The 20,457-nt window shown below is 41.8% G+C and carries 24 protein-coding genes and 2 tRNA genes; 22 read left to right on the top strand and 4 right to left on the bottom strand.

The genetic code is table 11. From position 1 onward, the window contains the following. Window positions 1-35 precede the first annotated feature (35 nt). The 4 genes from KIH41_RS08490 to KIH41_RS08475 all read left to right on the top strand — a co-directional run bounded on the left by KIH41_RS08490 (window position 36) and on the right by KIH41_RS08475 (window position 2,072). Window positions 36-506: a flavodoxin domain-containing protein gene (locus tag KIH41_RS08490; RefSeq protein WP_214162143.1), complete on the top strand. Its 471-nt coding sequence runs from the start codon at window positions 36-38 to the stop codon at window positions 504-506. A gap of 154 nt (window positions 507-660) precedes the next feature. Beyond that, window positions 661-1,134, top strand: coding sequence for a transcription elongation factor GreA (gene greA, locus KIH41_RS08485; protein WP_213944951.1), 474 nt, complete (start codon window positions 661-663; stop codon window positions 1,132-1,134). A 48-nt stretch (window positions 1,135-1,182) separates the two neighbouring features. Beyond that, entirely contained in the window at window positions 1,183-1,575 is a 393-nt protein-coding gene (locus KIH41_RS08480; RefSeq protein ID WP_214162142.1) for an HIT family protein, read from the top strand. A 119-nt stretch (window positions 1,576-1,694) separates the two neighbouring features. Continuing rightward, a complete protein-coding gene (locus tag KIH41_RS08475; RefSeq protein WP_214162141.1) occupies window positions 1,695-2,072 on the top strand; it encodes a GxxExxY protein in 378 nt (125 codons plus the stop codon). Between the two features lie 64 nt (window positions 2,073-2,136). Here the strand turns inward: KIH41_RS08475 and ruvC are convergent, their stop codons facing one another. Next, window positions 2,137-2,709, bottom strand: a complete 573-nt coding sequence (ruvC, locus tag KIH41_RS08470; RefSeq protein ID WP_213944954.1) for a crossover junction endodeoxyribonuclease RuvC — start codon at window positions 2,707-2,709, stop codon at window positions 2,137-2,139. A gap of 191 nt (window positions 2,710-2,900) precedes the next feature. Here ruvC and KIH41_RS08465 point away from each other — a divergent pair, with 191 nt between their 5' ends. The 14 genes from KIH41_RS08465 (at window position 2,901) to KIH41_RS18315 (ending at window position 13,908) form a co-directional block, all read left to right on the top strand. Beyond that, entirely contained in the window at window positions 2,901-3,938 is a 1,038-nt protein-coding gene (locus KIH41_RS08465) for a glycosyltransferase (RefSeq protein ID WP_214162140.1), read from the top strand. Next, window positions 3,919-4,185 carry a hypothetical protein gene (locus tag KIH41_RS08460; RefSeq protein WP_317194932.1) on the top strand — a complete coding sequence of 89 codons (267 nt, stop codon included), beginning with the start codon at window positions 3,919-3,921 and terminating at the stop codon, window positions 4,183-4,185. The genes KIH41_RS08465 and KIH41_RS08460 overlap by 20 nt, the downstream gene beginning before the upstream one ends. A 13-nt stretch (window positions 4,186-4,198) precedes the next feature. After that, a complete protein-coding gene (locus KIH41_RS08455; RefSeq protein ID WP_213944991.1) occupies window positions 4,199-5,404 on the top strand; it encodes a PP2C family protein-serine/threonine phosphatase in 1,206 nt (401 codons plus the stop codon). Next, the gene (locus KIH41_RS08450; RefSeq protein ID WP_246535337.1) at window positions 5,404-6,045 is read left to right on the top strand and encodes a polysaccharide deacetylase family protein; all 642 of its coding nucleotides are present in this window, start codon (window positions 5,404-5,406) and stop codon (window positions 6,043-6,045) included. The genes KIH41_RS08455 and KIH41_RS08450 overlap by 1 nt, the downstream gene beginning before the upstream one ends. Continuing rightward, window positions 6,042-7,163 (top strand): glycosyltransferase, encoded by a 1,122-nt coding sequence (locus KIH41_RS08445; RefSeq protein ID WP_214162139.1) that lies wholly within the window; start codon window positions 6,042-6,044, stop codon window positions 7,161-7,163. Before KIH41_RS08450 ends, KIH41_RS08445 begins: the two co-directional genes overlap by 4 nt. A gap of 6 nt (window positions 7,164-7,169) precedes the next feature. Then, complete coding sequence (locus KIH41_RS08440) at window positions 7,170-7,946, top strand: TatD family hydrolase (RefSeq protein WP_213944957.1); 777 nt, start codon at window positions 7,170-7,172, stop codon at window positions 7,944-7,946. After that, a complete protein-coding gene (locus KIH41_RS08435; RefSeq protein WP_213944958.1) occupies window positions 7,943-9,019 on the top strand; it encodes an asparaginase in 1,077 nt (358 codons plus the stop codon). The genes KIH41_RS08440 and KIH41_RS08435 overlap by 4 nt, the downstream gene beginning before the upstream one ends. Window positions 9,020-9,207: 188 nt before the next feature. Next, window positions 9,208-9,295 (top strand) — tRNA-Ser (locus KIH41_RS08430). A gap of 302 nt (window positions 9,296-9,597) precedes the next feature. Then, window positions 9,598-10,416 carry a MotA/TolQ/ExbB proton channel family protein gene (locus tag KIH41_RS08425; RefSeq protein ID WP_213944959.1) on the top strand — a complete coding sequence of 273 codons (819 nt, stop codon included), beginning with the start codon at window positions 9,598-9,600 and terminating at the stop codon, window positions 10,414-10,416. Window positions 10,417-10,472: 56 nt separating this feature from the next. After that, the gene (locus tag KIH41_RS08420) at window positions 10,473-10,802 is read left to right on the top strand and encodes a hypothetical protein (protein ID WP_213944960.1); all 330 of its coding nucleotides are present in this window, start codon (window positions 10,473-10,475) and stop codon (window positions 10,800-10,802) included. After that, window positions 10,802-11,440, top strand: a complete 639-nt coding sequence (locus KIH41_RS08415) for an ExbD/TolR family protein (protein ID WP_213944961.1) — start codon at window positions 10,802-10,804, stop codon at window positions 11,438-11,440. Before KIH41_RS08420 ends, KIH41_RS08415 begins: the two co-directional genes overlap by 1 nt. 1 nt (window position 11,441) lies before the next feature. Beyond that, window positions 11,442-11,903 (top strand): ExbD/TolR family protein, encoded by a 462-nt coding sequence (locus KIH41_RS08410; RefSeq protein WP_213944962.1) that lies wholly within the window; start codon window positions 11,442-11,444, stop codon window positions 11,901-11,903. Window positions 11,904-12,016: 113 nt separating this feature from the next. Then, window positions 12,017-13,516 (top strand): NAD(P)H-hydrate dehydratase, encoded by a 1,500-nt coding sequence (locus KIH41_RS08405; protein WP_214162138.1) that lies wholly within the window; start codon window positions 12,017-12,019, stop codon window positions 13,514-13,516. Window positions 13,517-13,575: 59 nt separating this feature from the next. Then, window positions 13,576-13,908: a T9SS type A sorting domain-containing protein gene (locus KIH41_RS18315; protein WP_213944964.1), complete on the top strand. Its 333-nt coding sequence runs from the start codon at window positions 13,576-13,578 to the stop codon at window positions 13,906-13,908. Here KIH41_RS18315 and KIH41_RS08395 read toward each other — a convergent pair. Together KIH41_RS08395 and asnS are read right to left on the bottom strand one after the other, a co-directional pair. Beyond that, on the bottom strand, window positions 13,905-14,357 hold the full coding sequence (locus KIH41_RS08395) for a hypothetical protein (RefSeq protein WP_213944965.1): 453 nt from the start codon (window positions 14,355-14,357) through the stop codon (window positions 13,905-13,907). The genes KIH41_RS18315 and KIH41_RS08395 overlap by 4 nt on opposite strands. 72 nt (window positions 14,358-14,429) lie before the next feature. Further along, window positions 14,430-15,881 carry an asparagine--tRNA ligase gene (asnS, locus tag KIH41_RS08390; RefSeq protein WP_213944966.1) on the bottom strand — a complete coding sequence of 484 codons (1,452 nt, stop codon included), beginning with the start codon at window positions 15,879-15,881 and terminating at the stop codon, window positions 14,430-14,432. Window positions 15,882-16,078: 197 nt separating this feature from the next. On the opposite strand from asnS, the gene rpoN reads away from it, so the two are divergent. The 3 genes from rpoN to KIH41_RS08375 are packed head-to-tail and all read left to right on the top strand — an operon-like array spanning window position 16,079 to window position 18,944. Continuing rightward, entirely contained in the window at window positions 16,079-17,527 is a 1,449-nt protein-coding gene (gene rpoN / locus KIH41_RS08385; RefSeq protein WP_213944967.1) for an RNA polymerase factor sigma-54, read from the top strand. A gap of 2 nt (window positions 17,528-17,529) precedes the next feature. Continuing rightward, the gene (locus KIH41_RS08380; RefSeq protein ID WP_213944968.1) at window positions 17,530-18,153 is read left to right on the top strand and encodes a phosphatase PAP2 family protein; all 624 of its coding nucleotides are present in this window, start codon (window positions 17,530-17,532) and stop codon (window positions 18,151-18,153) included. A 5-nt stretch (window positions 18,154-18,158) separates the two neighbouring features. Beyond that, the gene (locus KIH41_RS08375; protein ID WP_213944969.1) at window positions 18,159-18,944 is read left to right on the top strand and encodes an enoyl-CoA hydratase-related protein; all 786 of its coding nucleotides are present in this window, start codon (window positions 18,159-18,161) and stop codon (window positions 18,942-18,944) included. Window positions 18,945-18,995: 51 nt separating this feature from the next. Here the strand turns inward: KIH41_RS08375 and KIH41_RS08370 are convergent, their stop codons facing one another. Next, window positions 18,996-19,733, bottom strand: a complete 738-nt coding sequence (locus KIH41_RS08370; RefSeq protein WP_213944970.1) for a porin family protein — start codon at window positions 19,731-19,733, stop codon at window positions 18,996-18,998. 183 nt (window positions 19,734-19,916) lie between these two features. Here KIH41_RS08370 and KIH41_RS08365 point away from each other — a divergent pair. After that, a tRNA-Arg gene (locus KIH41_RS08365) sits at window positions 19,917-19,990 on the top strand. The last annotated feature ends 467 nt before the right edge of the window (window positions 19,991-20,457 follow it).

The raw sequence follows: 20,457 nt of genomic DNA, 5'->3' as shown, positions 1-20,457 counted from the left end.
CGTAAATTGAGCTAACCTTATTATTTTTAGCATTTATGCAGCCATTAATTTTATACCATACCAAATACGGAAGCTCAAAGCTTTATGCAGAATGGCTAAGGGAGGACCTAGGTAGGGGAGAGATACGGGATCTTCGGGGTTTTGATGCTACAGGGCTGCGGGATTTCGGACAGATCGTGATAGTGAGCTCCATTTATATAGGGAAAGTCGGAGCGATGGATTTCATGGTGCATCATTGGGGTGAGCTGCTCGAAAAGCAAACCTACCTACTGGTGGTGGGAAGCGCTGAGCCTGGTTCAGAGGAATCCAAGCAGGCTTACATGCTTATTCCGCGGGAGATCAGGGAGGGCTTGAACGGTTATCATAAACTGCCTGGTAAAATAGATTTTCAAAAACTGAGTTTTATTCATAAATTGATGCTTTGGTTTAAAGGTATCCGAAAGAGCGAGGACAAGATGGACCGGGCGGCGCTGCAGCCGGTCATTCAGGATTTGATAAGGGCCTGAGAAGGCATATATTTCTTTTTAAACCTTAAAATTGCTTATACGTTACTAATACCATACCTTTGTAATACAAAAAATAAGAAATTTAGGGAAAGGCGGTTTCAGCAATGAGACCGTTCTTTTTGTTTTTCATAGCCATAGTAACTTAAATAAAGACATGGGAAAAATACAATACTACACTGAAGAAGGCTTGAAAAAGCTCAAGGATGAACTTCACGAGTTGAAGACCAAAGGCAGGCAGGATATCGCCAAGCAGATCGCCGAGGCCCGCGACAAGGGTGACTTGAGTGAAAATGCGGAGTATGATGCCGCCAAAGATGCCCAGGGGCTTTTGGAGCTAAAAATCTCCAAGCTCGAGGAAGTAGTAGGAAATGCCCGGGTATTGGACAATTCGAAAATGGATACTTCCAAGGTCGGCATCTTGAGCACTGTCAAAATAAAGAATGTCAAAAATGGTATGACTGTAACCTACACGCTTGTGTCGGAAGAAGAAGCTGACCTAAAAGCTAATAAAATCTCACTGGCTTCTCCTTTTGGAAAAGGCCTGATGGGAAAAAAGGTTGGGGAAATCGCCCAGATCAACGCGCCTGCCGGTGTGGTTGAATTTGAGGTATTGGAAATCAATTATTAAAAATCCTATCCCGGTTGTGTCCCAATCGGGATTTTTTTGTGAAAAACTATGGCATCTATATTCACCAAAATCATAAACAGAGAGATCCCCGGCCATATTGTAGCTGAGGATGAAAACTACATCGCATTTTTGGACATCCAGCCGCTCGTAAGAGGCCATGTACTCGTGGTCCCCAAGCAGGAGGTTGATTATATCTTTGATCTGGAAGACGACATGCTGGCCGGGCTCAATGTCTTTGCCAAAAAGGTGGCCAAAGCTATAGACAAGTCCATCAAGTGTACCCGTGTGGGTGTCGCCGTGATCGGTCTTGAGGTCCCCCACGTCCACATCCACCTAGTCCCCCTCCGCACCATGGACGACATCAACTTCACCCGCCCCAAGCTAAAGCTCGACCAAGAGGAGTTGGCGGAGATTGCTGAGCGGATTAAGGGAGCTGTTTAAAGGGACGGAGAGTTTCGCTGAGTTCAGCCAAGAGTTTCACAGAGCTCCTTCACGGATTTTTTTATCACAGAGTGGGCCCGGAGTCTTTTTTAACCTACAATTTTTTAAAAGCAGATATAATGGAAATTGATAAAATCACAGAAAAGATTCTGTTTTGCGCTTTTAGAGTGCACTCAGAGTTAGGTCCTGGACTTTTAGAAAGCACATATGAGAAGTGTCTTGCATATGAGTTGATTGAGCAGGGGTTGACAGTGGAGCAGCAGAAGATTTTGCCTTTAACCTACAAAAAACTTGAGTTGCAACATGGTTACCGTCTAGATTTGCAAGTTGAGGGGAAGGTGATTGTGGAGGTTAAAGCAGTTGAGAAATTAACAGAAGTCCATGTTGCTCAGGTTTTGACTTATTTGAAGTTGACGGGGTGCAAAGTTGGGTTATTGTTGAATTTCCAAGTCGATAGCTTAAAAACAGGCATTAGAAGGGTTTCAAAAAGTAAGTGAGTTTATTGGGGAAGAACAGACTCTGCGTAACTCCATTAAAAACTCCGCGAAACTCTGCGTCCCTTTACTTCACTCGATCCGGGTTTTCCTCCAGGAACGACTTCCAGCCGGCGGTGCGGCCGCGGGATTGGAGGCGGCCTTCGTGGAAGTGGTGGCAGAGGGCTACGCCCAAGGCATCGGTGGCGTCGAGCAACTTGGGCAACTCCTCGATCTTCAGAAGCGTTTGCAGCATTTGGGCCACCTGTTCTTTGGAAGCATTACCATTGCCGGTGACGGATTGCTTTACTTTTTTAGGGGAATATTCCGTGATAGGGATGTCCCTGGCCAAGGCCGCGGCCATCGCCACACCCTGAGCCCGGCCCAGTTTTAACATAGACTGTACGTTCTGGCCAAAAAAGGGTGCTTCTAGTGCCACCGTGTCAGGATTAAACTCATCAATGATCCCTGTTATCCGCTCAAATATCTTTTTTAGCTTCAGTTCATGGGTGCCGTACTTCTTCAGGTGAATAACCCCATACTGCAAAATCTTATAGCTATTTCCTTCAACCAATAGCAATCCATAACCCATTACATTGGTGCCGGGATCTATGCCTAGGATGATTTTTTCTTTCGGTTTTAATTTCGCTAATTTGGCCATTGTCGCAATTTAATGCAATTCCTATGATGTCGCTTCATAAATGCATGTTTTTATCTATTCCAAACCCGGATCAGGTCAACCTTATTTTTTAATTCATGCTTGCCTCTTATTTTGCCTTAATCTGTATTTATATAATAATTCTGGCCTTATTGGCTTCCAGGTGGCCAAAACCATCAACAAAATTGAATGATGTGGCTGCTAGGCAAAAGCAAACCCTCATCATCCCAATTCGCGATGAATGGTCAAACCTACCTGCATTGCTGCAAAGCTTGGAGCAAAATGACCCAAGCGAGGTTTTGTTTGTCGACGATGGAAGTATCGACGGTGGTCCCGAATTTATCCTAGATGAGATAAAAAGGCGAAAACTTGCCAACTGGAGGGTTTTGAAAAGTGAGGGTGTTGGTAAGAAGGCAGCTGTTAGCTTAGGCGTTACATTGGCTAGTAACGAGATTATTTTGGTTACGGATGCAGATTGCCAATTACCAAAAGGTTGGGCAGAGAGAATGACTGCTCAATTTCAGAATCCCCTAGTCAAAATGGTTTGCGGGCCAGTTTTGTCTTGCGACTCCAAGGGCTTGCTTGGGCGGTTTGAACTTGGCGAATGGTGCAGTATTTTGATGGTGACCAACTATGGCTTTTCGGAAAGCAGGCCCATCATGTGCAGTGCTGCAAATATGGGCTATAGGAAAAGCGTATTTCAAGAGGTGGGGGGGTACGAAGGTAATGAAAATTATCTAAGTGGAGATGATGAGTTTTTATTGAAAAAAATCACTGAAAAATACGGTGCTGAGGCCATTTGCTGGAAGCCTGAGAAGGAGTTTTTGGTAAGAACCAATCCGGTCCCATCCCTGGGGGGCTTACTGAATCAGCGGGCCAGGTGGGCCAGCAAATGGGGGGTCGGCAAGACGTGGGGAGAAAAATTGCCACCAATGATTTGGGCTGTTTTTTCTGCCATATTGCTGGTTTCTTTTTCTTTACTTTTCTCAAAGTCTGAATATTCAAGATATTTTTTCGTAATTTGGATATTCAAAGGCTTGGCTGATTGCTATTATTTAGGAAGGGTGCTTAATCACTACCTGCCTTACCTACCCAAAGCCACCCTGCTGATAGCAAGCGCATTTCATCCGGTCTATACCCTCCTGATTGTTTGGAAGGTTTTATTTACTACACTATATTGGAAAGGGAGAAGAATAATTTCCCATGTAAAAGATGAAAAACAACATGTCTGAAGCTGAGTTTGACCTTATGGATGAGCTGTATTTTGTTCAATCGTATGCCTATTTAAAGGAGGCCATGGGTTGGGATGATGAACAGCTTTTGGCTATCTTGCAGAAACTTTACGGGAAAGGTTATATCAAATGCATGACCGAGCCTGACAGTGAAATCTTTGACAAGGCGGATATCTTAAAGGCCGGTCGTGATTACTACTATCTGGCTACCAAAAAAGGCCTAATGTACCACAATACCAGAGAATAACATTTTTATGGAACTGACTGCTGAAACGGTAAAATTTCAAAGAAAAGAGCTTGAACTCAAAGCTCTGTTGGAAATTACCCAGGCTATTAATGAAAATAAGTCTGAGTCAGTCCTGCTGAATATCTACAAGTTCACCACCCTCGTACATCTTAATATTAAATCCTTGGTGCTTTATGTAGCCAACCAAGATGGTTTTGAATCTAGGGTGGCTCATGGGGTGAAGGAGAAAATCCCCGAACTCATCCCCTATAAGGATGTAGAGGATAACAAGGAGATGGGGAAGTTAAGTTTGGTGATGCCGAAAGAGTATTCTTTCTCGGAATTGGATTTTTATATTCCAGTATACCACAAAGATAAAATGCTGGCAATTCTTCTTCTCAAAAGGAAGGGAGGAGAATTGGATATGGATTATACCCAGGCTCTAACCAATATTTTGGTGGTGGCCCTGGAAAACAAGCGTTTTGCAAGAAAGCAGCTGGAACAGGAAAGATTGAAAAAAGAAATTGAGATCGCTAGCAATGTGCAGCGCATGCTTTTTCCCGCATCATTACCTGAAACAGATAGACTGAAGGCCAAGGTTACTTATGTGCCGCACAGTACGGTGGGTGGCGATTATTATGATTTTGTCAAAAAATCAGAAGATGAGGTCTTTTTCTGTATAGCCGACGTGAGCGGTAAGGGTATGCCTGCAGCACTTTTGATGTCCAATTTCCAAGCAGCACTTCGGACTTTACTGAGAAGTAGCTCAGATTTGGAAATGATCGTCCACCAGTTGAATTATACGATTTTTGAAAACACCAAAGGGGAGCGGTTTATCACCTTCTTTTTGGGATATTATAATTACAAGACACAAGAACTCACTTATGTGAACGCGGGCCATAATCCGCCTCTTCTCTGCTGGGAAGGCGAAAGCCGAAGTGAGCAATTGGAGGCAGGTACTACTATTTTGGGAGCTTTTGAAGAACTGCCCTTTCTTACCGTTGGAAAAAGAGAGAACCTCAAGGGCTTTACCCTGCATTTATACACAGATGGTCTTACGGAGACCTTCAATGATGAGGATGAGGAGTACGGTGATGAGCGGTTTGGAGAATATGTGAGAGAAAATCTTTGCATGGATCCGGTTTTATTCCATGAGCAGTTTTTTGATCATCTTCAGAATTTTTCAAATGGCAAGAACCGACAAGATGATATCACCTTGATGAGTTTGAGGTTTAAATAATGATTTCATTCGGCATGTTTATTCACAAGGTGCCCCGAAGATTGCAGAAAGCATTTCCCCAATTTATCTGGCGGAAGAATGAAAATACCCAGAAGATCTACCTGACCTTTGATGATGGGCCTGTGCCCCAGGCTACTGATGCCGTTTTGGAGGTTTTGGACAAGTTTGAGGCCAAGGCAACTTTTTTCATGGTGGGGGATAATGTGGACAAGAATCCAGCTTTGGCACGGGAGGTCCTGTCGCAGGGGCATACAATAGGTAACCACACTTATAACCACCTCAACGGGCTCTGGTGCACTACTCCCAAGTATTTGAAAAACGTCCGCCAAGGCAAAGCCGTGTTGGAAGATGTGTTGGGGCAGGAAATCAGGTTTTTCCGTCCTCCTTACGGTAAAATTAAGAAGGGGCAGTGGAAGGCAGTTGGCCAATTTCATGAAATAGTGATGTGGGATGTGCTTTCGGGTGATTACTCGCCCAGTCTTTCTGTGGAAAATAGTATTCTCAAGACCGTCAAATACTCCCAAAACGGTAGCGTATTGGTATTTCATGATCAGGAAAAGACGGTAAAAAAAGCCCCGTATATTTTAGAACAGGTGCTTTATCGATTGAGCGATAAAGGGTTTGAATTTGATCGCTTATGATGTGGGGTGCCCAGGTGATCGTATTTTTTTTACTTGTCCAAGATTTAGTGCTGTACCTTTGCATGGTATTTAATTTCAAAGATTATTTTGGGAAGACCCCAGCAAGCTGGCCAAACATAACGGTGCTGATCCCTGCCAGAAATGAGGAGGACAATATTAAGGCATGTCTAGAGGCATTGGAGCAATTGGATTATCCTTCAGAAAATCTTCAGGTTATTTTGGGTAATGATGGATCGGAAGACCACACGGAGGAATTGATGAAAACGTGGCAGTCTACCCAAAGTCATTGTTTATTTCTAAATATAAATGAAGCCCCAGCCAATTCCACCATGACCGGAAAAGCAAATGCCCTGAATCAGATGGCAAAACTGGCGGATGGGGAGTATTTGCTTTTTACCGATGCTGATTGCAAAGTGGGAGCAGGATGGGCCAAGGAGATGGTAGGCGCGGCGGTGCAAGCTGACGCGTCTTTGGTGACAGGTATTACAGCAGTGGAGGGAAGGCAGTTATTTGGCAAACTTCAGGCCATGGATTGGTGGCTGACATTGGGAATGGTGAAGGTATTTGCTGACTTAAATACCAAGGTGACCTCCATGGGCAATAACATGCTGATCAAAAAGTCCTTATATGAAAAATTGGGAGGGTTTGAGAAACTGCCTTTTTCCGTAACGGAAGATTTTGAGTTGGCCAAGGCGGTGTCCCAGTTGGGATACCGAAGTATACATCAGGTTTCTCAAAATAGCTTATTGGAAACCAAGCCGGTTGCGGATTATTGGGGGCTTTTAAGACAACGGAAGCGCTGGATGCGTGGGGCAATGGGGTTGACTTTAATTTGGAAAGTTTTACTAGCGCTTCAAGTGCTGTTTTTTCCTTCCATCATTTTTTTAACATGGCTCAATCCGCTGCTGGGAGTTGGTATTTGGGCAATGAAAATATTTATCCAATCCTTATTTCTAAGGCATTTTGCCGGAAAGACGCAAAGGCATTTGGCCGTTGGGAACTTGCTGCTATTTGAATTTTATTATTTATTCATTTCATGGTCAACAATAGTGTACTATTTTTGGCCTGCAAAAATAAACTGGAAGGGGAGAACCTATCCAGTCTATCACCCAAAATAAACCTATATGTACCTAGTTGATTCCCACGCCCATATTTATTCCAAAAAGTACGATGATGACCGGGACGCAATCATTGCGAGCTGCTTGGAAAAAGGCGTAAATAAAATCTATATGCCGAACATTGATGTGGAAAGCATCGATGCCATGTTGGAGGCCGAACACAAATATCCTGATGTGTGCATTCCTACTATGGGCCTGCACCCCTGTGATGTGGATAAGGATTTTGATAAGCAGCTTTATGTGATGGAGGATTGGCTTAAAAAGCGCCCTTTTGCCGCAGTGGGCGAAATCGGGTTGGATTTATATTGGGACAAAACATTTTTTGAACATCAGAAAGAAGCTTTGAGAATTCAAATCAGGTGGGCCATTGAGAAAGGTTATCCCATAATTCTGCATTGCAGGGACTCAATTGACCAGACGATCCAAGTGGTGAAGGAGGAGTTCAAAGATGGGCTAAAAGGAGTCTTCCATTGTTTTTCAGGAAACCTCCAGCAGGCCAAAGAAATCCTGGACATGGGTTTTTTGTTGGGCATAGGGGGGGTGGCTACTTTCAAGAATGGGGGGCTGGATGCTGTTTTGCCTGAGGTTGGCTTAGAGCATTTAATTTTGGAAACCGATGGGCCGTATTTGGCGCCTGTTCCGTATAGGGGCAAACGCAATTCGCCCGAATATATTCCCATAATTGCCCAGCGGGTAGGTGATCTTACTGAAAACACGCTTGAAAAAGTAGCTGAAGTGACCACCAAAAACACTGAAAAACTCTTTAGCCCCATCAAATCATGAACTATAAGATAGTAAGGCTCAATACTGCAGCCAAAAGCGATATAGAATCCTCCGTACTGATTATATATACGGGAGGCACCTTGGGAATGGCCTATGACGAAAGCGGAGCCTTGGTTCCGTTTAATTTTGGGCAGATCCTGGAAAAAATCCCTACGCTCACCCATATGAATATCGCCATCACCGTGATATCCTTCCCGGAGCCTATTGATAGCTCCAATGTGAACATGCAGCATTGGGTGGACATGGCCTATATTATATATGAAAACTACGACTCTTATGATGGGTTTGTGGTACTTCACGGAACAGATACCATGGCGTACTCGGCATCTATGCTTAGCTATATGCTAAAAGGTCTTCGCAAGCCTGTGATATTCACAGGTGCCCAGCTGCCTATCTCTGCCATGCGGTCCGATGCCAGGGAAAACCTGATGACGAGTTTGGAGATTGCCACATCAAAAGCCAATGGCAACCCAATAGTGCCAGAAGTTTGCCTGTACTTTAATCACATGTTGCTCAGGGGCAACCGGTCCAAAAAAGTACAGAGCGTCCACTTTGATGCCTTTGAATCAGAAAACTATCCAGCCCTTGCCGAGTCCGGGATCGTGATTGACTATAACTTTGCGGCGATTCGACCCTTTGAAGAAGGGGGGAGTCTAACCTACAGCAGTAAAATGGATAACAATGTTATGGTTATAAAGCTTTTCCCAGGCATTACCCAAAAAGTATTGGATAGCTGTTTTAACATAGAGGGGCTGAGAGGGGTGATTCTGGAAACCTATGGTTCAGGCAATAGCCCGAGCGAGAATTGGTTTATCAAATCCCTTGAAAAGGCCATGGACAAAGGTATCCACATTTTCAATGTTTCCCAATGCAATGGCGGCCGTGTGATCCAAGGGAGGTATGAGACAAGTAAGGACCTCAAAAGGGTGGGTGTACTGAGTGGAGGGGATATTACCACAGAGGCGGCAGTGACCAAAATGATGTACCTATTGGGAAATGAGTCCAGTGAAAAGGAAATCCGTCGGAAGCTGGTTACGCCGCTGGCAGGCGAAATGTCGTTAACGAGTAATTAGGCAAGAAAACCGGTAGAATTTTCAAAGAATAGCGGGCTTGTTTAAGGGCTTGATCATCAGGGAGGTATTCTAGTGTAAAATGTCTAAATCGGTTTAAAGGCATTTTTTTCAATAATTAAGCTCAAAAAATGTTGCATAGGGGCAAATTAATATATTTATTTGTTGCCACGATTGCAGATCAATAACACAGAGAGGTGTCCGAGCGGTCGAAGGAGCACGCCTGGAAAGCGTGTATACCCCTAAAGGGTATCGAGGGTTCGAATCCCTTCCTCTCTGCTTCCTATCCCCAATGATGTTTTCTAGCTTTATTCCAGTTTCATTGTTGAAGTTGATAGAATAGCATAAATGAAATCCTCCGCTTAACTGACCAAGATTCCTTTTACATAAAAAGCTTTAAAGATATTAGAAAAGATGTTTTAGCTTGTGACAGGAATCCAAACTGGAGGAAATAGATATTATTTTTGAAATTTATGGTAGCAAATTTTGCTATTTGAATAGAAAAAATGATAACTTTAAAATTAAATCATTACAATTAGAAACCGTTTAACCTTTATTTAAAGTCTATTAAAAACCAAATTATGAGAAAGTTAATCGCTTTGTTCATGCTATCCGGCATTCTTATGAATCCGGTGATCTCGAAAGCTCAAGACGCAGTTGATCAAGATACAGCTGTAGTCGACACTACTGAAGTAGTACAAGAAGAAGCTGAAGTTGAAGAAACCAGCCCAGCTATCACAGATGATGAAATCGTCGAAGAAGAAAGAGGATTTCACCAAATCATCAAAGACAAATTTATCGAAGGTGACCCTGCTTTCATGACTCCAGTATTGATCTGTTTGATCTTGGGTCTTGCTGTGGCACTTGAGAGAATCATCACTTTGAACCTTTCTACTACCAACACCAAGAAATTGTTGGCAAGAGTAGAAGAGGCTTTGGAGCAAGGCGGTATCGAAGCTGCTAAAGATGTAACAAGAAACACTAAAGGTCCTGTTGCCTCTATCTTTACTCAAGGCTTGATGAGATACTCTGAAGGTATCGATATGGTTGAAAAATCCATCATCGCTTACGGTTCAGTAGAAATGGGTAGATTGGAAAAAGGTCTTGTTTGGATCTCTCTTTTCATCTCTTTGGCTCCAATGCTTGGTTTCATGGGTACTGTAATCGGTATGATCGGTGCATTTGACTCTATTGAGGCAGCTGGTGATATCTCTCCATCTCTTGTAGCTGGTGGTATCAAAATCGCCCTTTTGACTACAGTAGCTGGTTTGATCGTTGCGATTATCCTTCAGTTGTTCTACAACTATTGCGTAGCTAAAATCGACTCTTTGGTTAATGATATGGAGGATGCTTCTATCTCTTTGGTAGATATCCTTGTAAAGTACAAATTGACTAGATAATCCTAGTTAATCTTGTAACTTATTCAAATTATCAATAACTTAAGAATCAAATCAATATGGATACTACGGATATTTTCTTATATGTAGGTTATCTTTTGATTGCGGTTGGAGCGGTATTGGCTCTTGTCATGCCTTTGATCAAATCATTCGATAATCCAAGAAGTCTAATCAAAACAGGAATTGGTGTCGTAGCTCTACTTGTATTGTTCTTCATTGCTTACAGCATTGCTGACAACGAAGTAATACCAAGATATGCAGCTGCACCGTTTAACTTGACTCCGGCATTGTCTCAGTTGGTAGGTGGAATTCTGATCACAGTTTACTTCCTATTCGGCTTCGCAATCTTGGGGATTATAGTGACTGAAATCAACAAAATCATTAAATAATGGCAAGAAAGAAAGGCAGAATGGCTCAGGAAGTGAATGCAGGGTCTATGGCGGATATCGCCTTCTTGCTCCTTATCTTCTTCCTGGTCACTACGACAATTGCTTCGGACAAGGGTGTATTGAACATCCTTCCTCCTAAGCAGGATCCGAATCAGCCGCCGCCAGAAATTAAACTTAACGAGCGTAATATCTTCAACATCCTTGTGAATGCCAATGACCAATTGTTGGTAGAGGGTGAAGTAAGACAGAACACCGTGGGTTTGTCAGACGAAATCAAATCTTTTCTTCTGAATTTCGGAGCGCCGGATGAAGAGGCTCAAGCATTGTTCAATAGCTTGCCTGCATCTTTAAGAAATCAAGCTGAAAGAGACAGTAGATCTTCAGATCACCCAATGGCTGGTGGAGCAGTAATCTCCATTAAAACCAACAGAGGTACTAGCTATGAGCGTTATCTTGAAGTTCTTGACATTGCCAAAAGAGCTTATTTTGAAATCTATGCAGAGCGAGTAGGTATTACCGCTGATCAGTACAGAGCCCTATCTGGTAGAAATGCCGCAGAGAAGGAGCTTATTGACAGAGGTAAGGAAGGAATCCCTATGGCGATCTCCATTGCTGAACCAGATAAAATAGGAAGTTAATATGTCAAAGTTTAAAAAGAAAAATAAGGTAACGGAAAGTATTCCTACCTCAGCTTTGCCGGATATTATTTTCATGCTTTTGTTCTTCTTTATGGTGACCACCGTACTAAGAGAACAAGAGATCCTAGTTGAGCAGAGAATCCCACAGGCGACTCAGCTTCAAAAACTTGAAAAGAAAAGTTTGATCTCCTACCTATATGTCGGTAAGCCGAAAGATACGGGTAGATATGGTACTGAACCAAGAATCCAAGCCAATGATGTACTTATCGGAACAAACGATATCGCACTTTGGGTAAACCAGGAGAGAGACAAATTATCTGAAGCTGAAAGAGATCAGATTACTATTTCGATGAAAGCCGATAGAGAAGTTAAAATGGGTCCAATCTCGGATGTTCAGTTTGAACTTAGAGAGGTCGACGCAAGAAGAGTTCTTTATGCAGCTGTAGGTCGAGTAGATCAATAGCGATTAATATTATCTTAGCATAAAAAAAGCCGATTGTTGAAATCGGCTTTTTTTTTTGTTTGGTTCATTTTTTGATTTATGGAGGGGGCCTTTATAACTAAACTTTTTGCGTGATGTTAAAAATCTTATCTGCCAGGCAGATCAAAAGCCTTGAAGAATCTTATTTGGAGGAGAAGGGGATACTTTCTCTTGAATTGATGGAGACCGCTGCAGAGGCTTTTTGCCAATGGTATATGCAGAACTTCAGCAGGAGACAAGATATCGCTATTTTTTGTGGAACAGGGAATAATGGGGGAGACGGGATTGCCATTGCCAGGCTACTTTCTAGGCAAGGTTATCCAGTCTGTGTTTATACCCTTGGCGATGCCAAAGATGGTACTGCCGACTATAACTCCAATCTGAATATTTTACCTACCAATATCGTGAATAAGCCGTTTTCCAATATTGATTGGGAAAGGTTCCGTTGCCATGTGATCATTGATGCCATGCTAGGGATAGGGTTGAATAAACCTTTGGAAGGGAAATATCTTGATGCGGTCAAAAAGCTGAATTCCCAAAAAACTATGAGGATTGCGGTGGATATGCCTACGGGTCTGCCATCTGATAAGTTGGTGGATGGGGAGGCATTTCAGGCCCATTATACCGTTACTTTTCAAACGCCTAAACTTAGTGCATTATTTCCGGAACATGCCGCCTATGTTGGGGATTTGGTAGTGAAAGATATCGGAATTGATGGCAAGTATTTTAATGGGTATGAATCTTCCAGATTTTTTGTGGAAGAAAAAGATATTCTGGAGCGACATAAAATTTTCCATAAGGCAAGCCACAAGGGTGATTTTGGGAAAGTGTTGTTGGTAGGGGGGTCGAAGGGGAAATTGGGTGCTATTATGTTGTCGGCCAAAGCTGCCCTTCGAACTGGAAGTGGGTTAATTTCTACCTTTGTCCCCGGTTTTGGGCTTCCTATTATGCAAAGCAGTATTCATGAAGTCATGGTGGAGACTTGTACAGGAAATGATATTTTGGATTCGGCTCCAGAGAATCTCGACAGGTTCGACACAATTGCTATTGGTCCGGGTATGGGGACCGATGAGAAGACAGCCGAAGCTCTTAAAAACATTTTGGAGTCCTATAAGGGTAAAATGGTAATTGATGCAGATGCGCTTAATATCATAGCCAAAAGGAAAGATTTGAAGGAGTTGATTACTAGCCAAATGATCTTGACACCACATTTGAAGGAGTTTGAAAGAATGGTGGGGGATGATGTCAAATATCCCGAGGGAAGAATCGAAAAAGCATTGGAGTTTAGCCAGACTTATGGATGTGTACTTATTTTAAAAGGATTGCATAGTTTGATCACCACTCCTGCAGGCATACAATATTTCAACCCTACTGGTTCCCAGTTTTTGGCTACGGGCGGTACAGGTGATGTGTTAACAGGTGTTGTGGCATCCTACTTAGGTCAGGGTTATTCTGTGGAAAATGCGGCATTGTGTGGAGTTTATCACCACGGTTTGGCTGGGCAACTGGCAGGTGAAGACCAGCGACGAGGGACTATTGCCTCAGATGTGATCGAAAAAATACCGGAAACATATAAAAATCTGGGTTTGTCATAAATATTGGGTTTTTATTCCCTTTGGTAGGTTTTTTGTACCATTAGAGCAAAATATATTCTATGGTAAAAATCTACATCCTTAACCTACTTCTAATTTTCACCTTATCTTCAAATCTTACCGCATCGTCTAGCGGGGATTCTTTCTTACCTGATAAAGTATATCCCAATCCAGCCTCTGATTACATTTATTTCCAGACTGACTCGGTGGATCGAAAATTTGAATTTGAGATCTATAGCCTAATTGGCAATAAGCAAAACTATTTTATACAAATACCTGAAAAGGGATTGTATCGTTTTGAAATCGTTCAACTTCAACCCGGTCCTTACTTCTTAAGTGTAACGGATCGAGAGACTCAGGAGAAACAAACTTTCCGTTTCCACAAAAACAATTAATGAGGCCAAGGCTTGGTGATTCTTTCGGCTATATAGGTTTTGTAACTGTTGCCAATACAATAGACAGCTGCTCCAATCAATAGGAAAATGTGAAACATCCCATTATTGAATATGAGTGTCATAATATTAAATGATTCAAAAAAGGAATTGATGCTGGATACCTCGGTTCGGATCCAATAAAGTGTGAAAATGAATCTCACCACGACACTGAGTAGGGCAAGCATGCCACCTACTATCCCCATCAAAGGATTGCGGAAATGATAAATCAGGCAAAAGCTGCTGATGGTCTCGATGCCGGCCATTAAAATGGCCCCCTGCAGGCTGTAACCTTCTGCACCGATTAGTGTAAACTTAGTAAATCCTCCGAATAGCAATAAACCGGCAAGTGAAAACCGGATGATCAATCCCCCAATAGCTTCAGTTTTGAGAAACTTTAAAAATTTTTCCATTATTGAATTTATTCATAAAAATTTGAAAAAGGTCAAAAAATAAGCCACAATATAAATTGTGGCCTTTAATTCTTAAAACTCAACGTTTCCAGGAGTCCTTGGGAAAGCTATCACATCTCTGATATTTCCCATGCCGGTAACAAATTGTACCAGCCTTTCAAATCCAAGTCCGAATCCAGCATGTGGTGTTGCTCCAAACTTTCTTGTTTCCAGGTACCACCACATTTCTTTCTGAGGTATGTCTAATTCATCCATCCTTTGGGTAAGCTTATCAAGTCGCTCCTCTCTTTGGCTTCCGCCCACGATTTCCCCTATACCGGGAAAAAGTATGTCCATAGCTGCGACAGTTTTTCCGTCTTCGTTTTGCCTCATGTAGAAGCTCTTGATCTCCTTTGGGTAATCGGTCAGGATTACCGGCTTTTTGAAATGCTTTTCTACCAAGAATCTTTCATGCTCCGACTGAAGATCAGCACCCCATTCTTCAATTAAGTAACTAAACTTCTTCTTTTTGTTTGGCTTTGAATTTCTCAAAATTTCAATCGCCTCTGTATAAGTAATTCTTTCAAAACTGTTTTGAGTGACAAACTGTAATCTTTCCAACAACCCCATGTCACTCCTTTGATCGGCTTTTTTAGCAGCCTCTTCCTCGGCAGCTCTCTTGTCTAGAAATTCCAAATCTTCCTTGCAGTTTTCAAGAGCATACGCAATCACATATTGGAGGAAATCTTCAGCTAGGTCTTGATTGTCTTCAGCATCATAGAAGGCCATTTCTGGCTCAATCATCCAGAACTCAGCCAGGTGGCGTGTGGTATTGGAGTTCTCAGCTCTGAAAGTAGGTCCAAAGGTGTAAATCTCGGACAAAGCCATGGCGGCTAATTCACCTTCCAGCTGCCCTGAAACCGTCAGGTTTGCCTCTCTTTCAAAGAAGTCTTCCTTATAGTTGATATCCCCATTTTCATTAAGAGGAGGGTTTTTAAGGTCCAGTGTGGTCACTTTAAATGTTTCGCCTGCTCCTTCAGCATCCGAAGAAGTGATGATTGGAGTGTGGATATAGAAAAACCCTTTGTCATTGAAATATTTGTGGACTGCAAAAGCCAGGGCGTGCCTCACTCTGAAGACCGCCCCAAATGTATTGGTCCTCATGCGTAAATGTGCATTTTCCCTTAAGAACTCCATACTGTGCTTTTTGGGCTGCAGAGGGTACTTTTCAGGGTCTGCCTCGCCTAGTATCTCGAGTGTATTTACGGTCAATTCTGTTGATTGGCCTGATCCTTGTGATGCTACAATTTCACCTTGTACTTTGATACAAGCACCAGTGGTAACTTTTTTCAAAAGGTCTTCTGAAATGGCATTGGGGTCAGCTACTACTTGGTAATTATGAATGGTGCTGCCATCATTCAAAGCGATAAAAGCTACATTTTTATTGCTTCTCTTGGTTCTAACCCAGCCCATGAGAGTTACCTGTTCGCCGACTTTTCCGCTGTCTAGCAGATGTTTAATTTTGATGCGCTTGTTAAATGCCATTTGGTAATTTATTTAAAGTGTCCAATCAAATCTGATTAAGTGATTATCTTTGTGATTAAAGGAATGCAAAAAAACGATATAATAAGCTTTTTATCAAAATTTTGGGGTAATTTCCTAAATTTACATATGGAATTGAGAGCCCTGTTATAATCTGTATCGAGTAACCAATTTTTATTAACTTCTATTAGCATACGCACATGCAAAAACTGAATTTAAATCAGATATTATCTCAGAAGCTGTCTCCACAGCAAATACAGTTCATTAAATTGTTGCAGGTTCCAACTGCGGAGTTGGAAGCCAGGGTAGAGGAGGAGTTGGAGATTAACCCTGCATTGGAAGAAGGAAAAGATGACGACACTTCCAATGACGATATGCAGGATAATTACGATAATGAAGTAAGTAAAGACGATGGTGATTTGAATCTGGATGATTATCTGGGTGATGATTACGGTGGATATAAAATGCAGGGGGATGGCAATTACAGCCCCGACGATGAGGATAGAGAAATTCCCCTCTCCAGTGGCACCTCCCTTCATGAGCAATTAATTTCTCAATTGAATTTTTTGAAGCTTGACGAACGCCAGAGATTAATTGGTCAGCAATTAATTGGAAGTATTGAAAATGACGGTTACATTAGGCGAGATCTAGAAGCCATTATTAATGATTTGGCATTTAGCCAAAATGTGGAAACAGACCTTGATGAAGTGGAGCAGGTATTGCGCAAAATCCAATCCTTTGACCCTGCCGGTATTGCAGCGAGAAGCCTCCAAGAATGTCTTACCCTTCAACTGGAGCGAAAAGAACATCCAGAAGATGAAACCGTGCAGTATGCATTGAATGTGATTAATAACTGCTTTGAGGAATTTACCAAAAAGCATTATGATAAAATCCTTAAAAAATGTGGCATTGATGAGGTGAAACTCAAAGATGTGATCCAGATGATCACCCGGCTTAATCCCAAGCCAGGAGGGGTATCTGAAGGTTTAATGAAAACCCAGTACATTATACCTGATTTTATCTTAAATAATGTCAATGGTAAATTCGAGATCAGCCTGAACTCCAAGAATGCGCCTGACCTTCGAGTGAGTAGATCTTATACGGAAATGTTTGATGCCTATGACAAGAGTGATAAGAAGGATAAAAAACTGAAGGAGACCGTCACTTTCGTCAAACAAAAACTTGATGCCGCCAAATGGTTTATTGATGCTATCAAGCAGAGACAACAAACTCTGCTAAGAACCATGCAAGCCATATTGGATTACCAAAATGAATTTTTCATTGAAGGAGATGAGGCCAAATTGAGGCCTATGATCCTAAAGGACATTGCGGAAAAGATAGATATGGATATCTCTACCGTTTCTAGGGTGGCTAACAGTAAGGCTATCCAAACGGAATTTGGTGTGTTCCCCTTAAAATATTTCTTCTCTGAAGGAATCGCTACAGATGGTGGCGAGGATGTGAGTAACCGTGAAGTGAAGAGTGTGCTTAATAAGATGGTAAGTGAAGAGGATAAAAGAAAGCCGCTTTCAGATGATAAACTTGTCAAACTTTTGAACAAAAGAGGTTACAATATCGCAAGAAGAACCGTCGCCAAATACAGAGAGCAGTTGCAAATACCTGTGGCTAGATTAAGAAAAGAACTTTAATAGTGATTAGAACTCTTGCGTTAATTTTATCCGTAGTATTCCAGCCTTTGCTGGTCCCTACGGTGGTATTTGCTTGTGTGTTTTATTTGATTCCAGAAGCCACCAGCGTCCCTTTACAGGCTAAAAGTACAATTTTATACCTTATAGCCCTTACTACATTGGTAATTCCACTCATCAGTGTGGTAGGCATGAGACTTACCAAAGCTATCAAAAGCATCCATATGCAAACCATTGAAGATAGGGTATTCCCGTTTTCAATGGTTACTCTTTTTTATGGGTTAACCACTTATTTCTTTTATTTTCGAATGGATTTTGATGAGTTGATAGGTTATACCTTAGGCTTGATTACTCTTTGTATCCTTATCTTGACCATTATAACAGCATTTTGGAAAATCAGTGCGCACACTACCGGGCTTGCAGGATTGCTAGCCATAGTAGTGGTGCTTCATATGAAATACAATTCAGGAGGGCTGCTTTATCCACTTATATTTTCTATTTTGCTTTGTGGGGCGGTAATGTCTTCCCGCTTATATTTAAATGCACACAAACCTGCAGAGGTGGCCGGAGGTTTCCTGCTAGGTTTCTCCATATGTTTTATAGGCTATTATATCTACCTTTTCAACTGATCTATATGAACTACAACACCATCGTATTTTCCGAATTTGAGCAATATGTCGAGTTAAAGCTTAATAGACCGACTGTTTACAACGCCTTGAATCAAGAAATGCTTTCAGAATTGCTTGAAGCGTTTAAAGCCATCGAAAGCGATGATCGCATCCGATGCGTCGTGTTAACTGGTACTGACAAGGCTTTCAGCAGTGGACAGGATCTCAAATCGGTAGGAGGGGATCTTAGCAACGTTCCTTTTGAGTCCATTATCAAAGATTTTTATAATCCACTCATACTGAAAATGCGGTCACTCAACAAACCCATAATCTGTAAGCTTAATGGGGTGGCTGCGGGAGCAGGCTGTTCTTTGGCTTTGGCATGTGACATGATCATCAGTTCAGATGATGCTTACCTGGCAGAGATTTTTGTTAACATCGGGTTAATCATGGATGCGGGCTCCACTTTCTTTTTGCCTAGAGCATTGGGGTCGTTCAAAGCTTTTGAAATTGCTACCACTGGGGCCAAGGTATACGGAAAAGAAGCCGAGAGCTTGGGTTTGGTCAATAAGTCAGTCCCTGCCCTTGAGCTGGATGATGAGGTTCAAAAAATGGTTAACTACTATACCACGGCACCTACCTATGCGATTGGCTTGATCAAAGAAATGCTAAATGAATCGAATGGGATGAAATTGGAAGAGGTTTTGGAAATGGAAAGCGTCTATCAGCAGAAGGCAGGCAATTCCCATGACTTTAGAGAAGGGGTGATGGCCTTTTTGGAGAAGAGAAGACCTAATTTTCAGGGTAAATAAAAAAGGGAGCGGTTATTCGCTCCCTTTTTTATTTAAATGTGTTTGTGGATGTTAAAACAGTGCCACTGAGATACCAAAGTTAAACTGATTTGCCTCAGTGTTCAATGGGCCCTGGTTGTTTCTCCAAATGGAATTCAGACCATAATAGGACCAGACGTTAAATCCTCCAAAACCAACTCTTGTATAGACACCGTATCTAATTGGGTTGAATCCTAGATTTTGCTTGTCTTTTACAGTTCTTGAAAGGCCCTCTTCTGTTTCAAAGGAAACTTTTGAGTGGGCATCAAACAGAACCCCTACCTTGGCACCTACAGCAAATCTAAATCCCTTGCTATAGTCCGTCTTATTAAGATGGTATCTGAATTCAATAGGGATATCTATATAGTTGGCAGCTGTGGTATGACCATTTATATTGATGTTTTCGCCATATACGCTGGTGATATCAACTAGTTGGCTTGAATTTGGACCTTTTTCCGGGTCATTGATCAGCATTCTGTTCCTTTGGAAGGAAAACTTCTCCAAACCTAGGCCTATACCAGGGTTGAAAGTAAGGCCGGTGTTTTCTCCTATATTAAAAGGTCTCTGATAATATACATTAAAGGTACGGGAGGCTAAAAACCGAGTGTTGAAATCACTTGGTCTGTTATTTAGCACGTTAAAACCAAAATCGAGAAACAAATCGCCTCTGACATCAGGTCGTCCTCCAATAGGGGTACGAGCTCTTTCCTGAGCATATAATGAAGAAGATGTCAAAAGAAGGGCAAATAAAATAAAGGTTAGTCTTTTCATGAAAGAATTGAAGTCTAATAAATTTCAGCGGGCTAAATTAGAAAAACTTCATGGATAACAGTCTGTTTTTATCTTAATTATTCTTAACGCTTATATATAGTCAAGTTTTTTTCTCAATACTTTGTCTCCACTGTTTGCAGATATGATTTTATTAGCTACATTTGCATTCCCATTCAACGGAATGGCCTCGTAGCTCAACTGAATAGAGCACTTGATTACGGCTCAAGAGGTTTCAGGTTTGAATCCTGACGAGGTCACAAAAGACTCTTGCATCATATATATGGTGTAAGAGTTTTTTTATCCCTAAACGTTCTATTGAAATTCTGATATATTGTCTCCATTATTGTTGAATATACAATAAAACTCTATAGAGATAACGATAATGTAATGACAGTTAAGTTTGAATGAAGAAATTGTAAAATAATTTCACTTCACATTTGGCAGTTTCAGAAAAGAGTTGCACCTTTGCAAACCCAATCGGAAAGAGGGGTATCGGAAGAAAAAGTTCTTCGGATGAGAAATTGAAATACTGCAAAACACGGATAAAAATATTACAAATTTTTTCCCTGAAAATTTTGCAGGTTTGAAAAAAGGGGCTACCTTTGCAACCCGTTCGAAAGCGATCGGGAAAAAAAATCAAGACACGGGTTTGAAAAACAGCCGCTATAACCGGGAACGTCCGGTTGAAAGTTCTTTGAAGTACTGTAAGACAAAATACGACAAA

Source organism: Litoribacter ruber (genome assembly GCF_018500185.1).
Classification (GTDB): Bacteria; Bacteroidota; Bacteroidia; order Cytophagales; family Cyclobacteriaceae; genus Litoribacter; species Litoribacter ruber.
The sequence above is the reverse complement of the archived record's forward strand: the minus strand, read 5'-3'. Positions and strand labels throughout refer to the sequence as shown.

Excerpts from the sequence above, each read along its gene's own strand:
- KIH41_RS08490 (WP_214162143.1), top strand. The coding sequence starts at position 36 with ATGCAGCCATTAATTTTATACCATACCAAATACGGAAGCTCAAAGCTT.
- greA (WP_213944951.1), top strand. The coding sequence starts at position 661 with ATGGGAAAAATACAATACTACACTGAAGAAGGCTTGAAAAAGCTCAAG.
- KIH41_RS08480 (WP_214162142.1), top strand. The coding sequence starts at position 1,183 with ATGGCATCTATATTCACCAAAATCATAAACAGAGAGATCCCCGGCCAT.
- KIH41_RS08475 (WP_214162141.1), top strand. The coding sequence starts at position 1,695 with ATGGAAATTGATAAAATCACAGAAAAGATTCTGTTTTGCGCTTTTAGA.
- ruvC (WP_213944954.1), bottom strand. The coding sequence starts at position 2,709 with ATGGCCAAATTAGCGAAATTAAAACCGAAAGAAAAAATCATCCTAGGC.
- KIH41_RS08460 (WP_317194932.1), top strand. The coding sequence starts at position 3,919 with ATGAAAAACAACATGTCTGAAGCTGAGTTTGACCTTATGGATGAGCTG.
- KIH41_RS08450 (WP_246535337.1), top strand. The coding sequence starts at position 5,404 with ATGATTTCATTCGGCATGTTTATTCACAAGGTGCCCCGAAGATTGCAG.
- KIH41_RS08445 (WP_214162139.1), top strand. The coding sequence starts at position 6,042 with ATGATGTGGGGTGCCCAGGTGATCGTATTTTTTTTACTTGTCCAAGAT.
- KIH41_RS08440 (WP_213944957.1), top strand. The coding sequence starts at position 7,170 with ATGTACCTAGTTGATTCCCACGCCCATATTTATTCCAAAAAGTACGAT.
- KIH41_RS08435 (WP_213944958.1), top strand. The coding sequence starts at position 7,943 with ATGAACTATAAGATAGTAAGGCTCAATACTGCAGCCAAAAGCGATATA.
- KIH41_RS08425 (WP_213944959.1), top strand. The coding sequence starts at position 9,598 with ATGAGAAAGTTAATCGCTTTGTTCATGCTATCCGGCATTCTTATGAAT.
- KIH41_RS08420 (WP_213944960.1), top strand. The coding sequence starts at position 10,473 with ATGGATACTACGGATATTTTCTTATATGTAGGTTATCTTTTGATTGCG.
- KIH41_RS08415 (WP_213944961.1), top strand. The coding sequence starts at position 10,802 with ATGGCAAGAAAGAAAGGCAGAATGGCTCAGGAAGTGAATGCAGGGTCT.
- KIH41_RS08410 (WP_213944962.1), top strand. The coding sequence starts at position 11,442 with ATGTCAAAGTTTAAAAAGAAAAATAAGGTAACGGAAAGTATTCCTACC.
- KIH41_RS08405 (WP_214162138.1), top strand. The coding sequence starts at position 12,017 with ATGTTAAAAATCTTATCTGCCAGGCAGATCAAAAGCCTTGAAGAATCT.
- KIH41_RS18315 (WP_213944964.1), top strand. The coding sequence starts at position 13,576 with ATGGTAAAAATCTACATCCTTAACCTACTTCTAATTTTCACCTTATCT.
- KIH41_RS08395 (WP_213944965.1), bottom strand. The coding sequence starts at position 14,357 with ATGGAAAAATTTTTAAAGTTTCTCAAAACTGAAGCTATTGGGGGATTG.
- asnS (WP_213944966.1), bottom strand. The coding sequence starts at position 15,881 with ATGGCATTTAACAAGCGCATCAAAATTAAACATCTGCTAGACAGCGGA.
- rpoN (WP_213944967.1), top strand. The coding sequence starts at position 16,079 with ATGCAAAAACTGAATTTAAATCAGATATTATCTCAGAAGCTGTCTCCA.
- KIH41_RS08375 (WP_213944969.1), top strand. The coding sequence starts at position 18,159 with ATGAACTACAACACCATCGTATTTTCCGAATTTGAGCAATATGTCGAG.
- KIH41_RS08370 (WP_213944970.1), bottom strand. The coding sequence starts at position 19,733 with ATGAAAAGACTAACCTTTATTTTATTTGCCCTTCTTTTGACATCTTCT.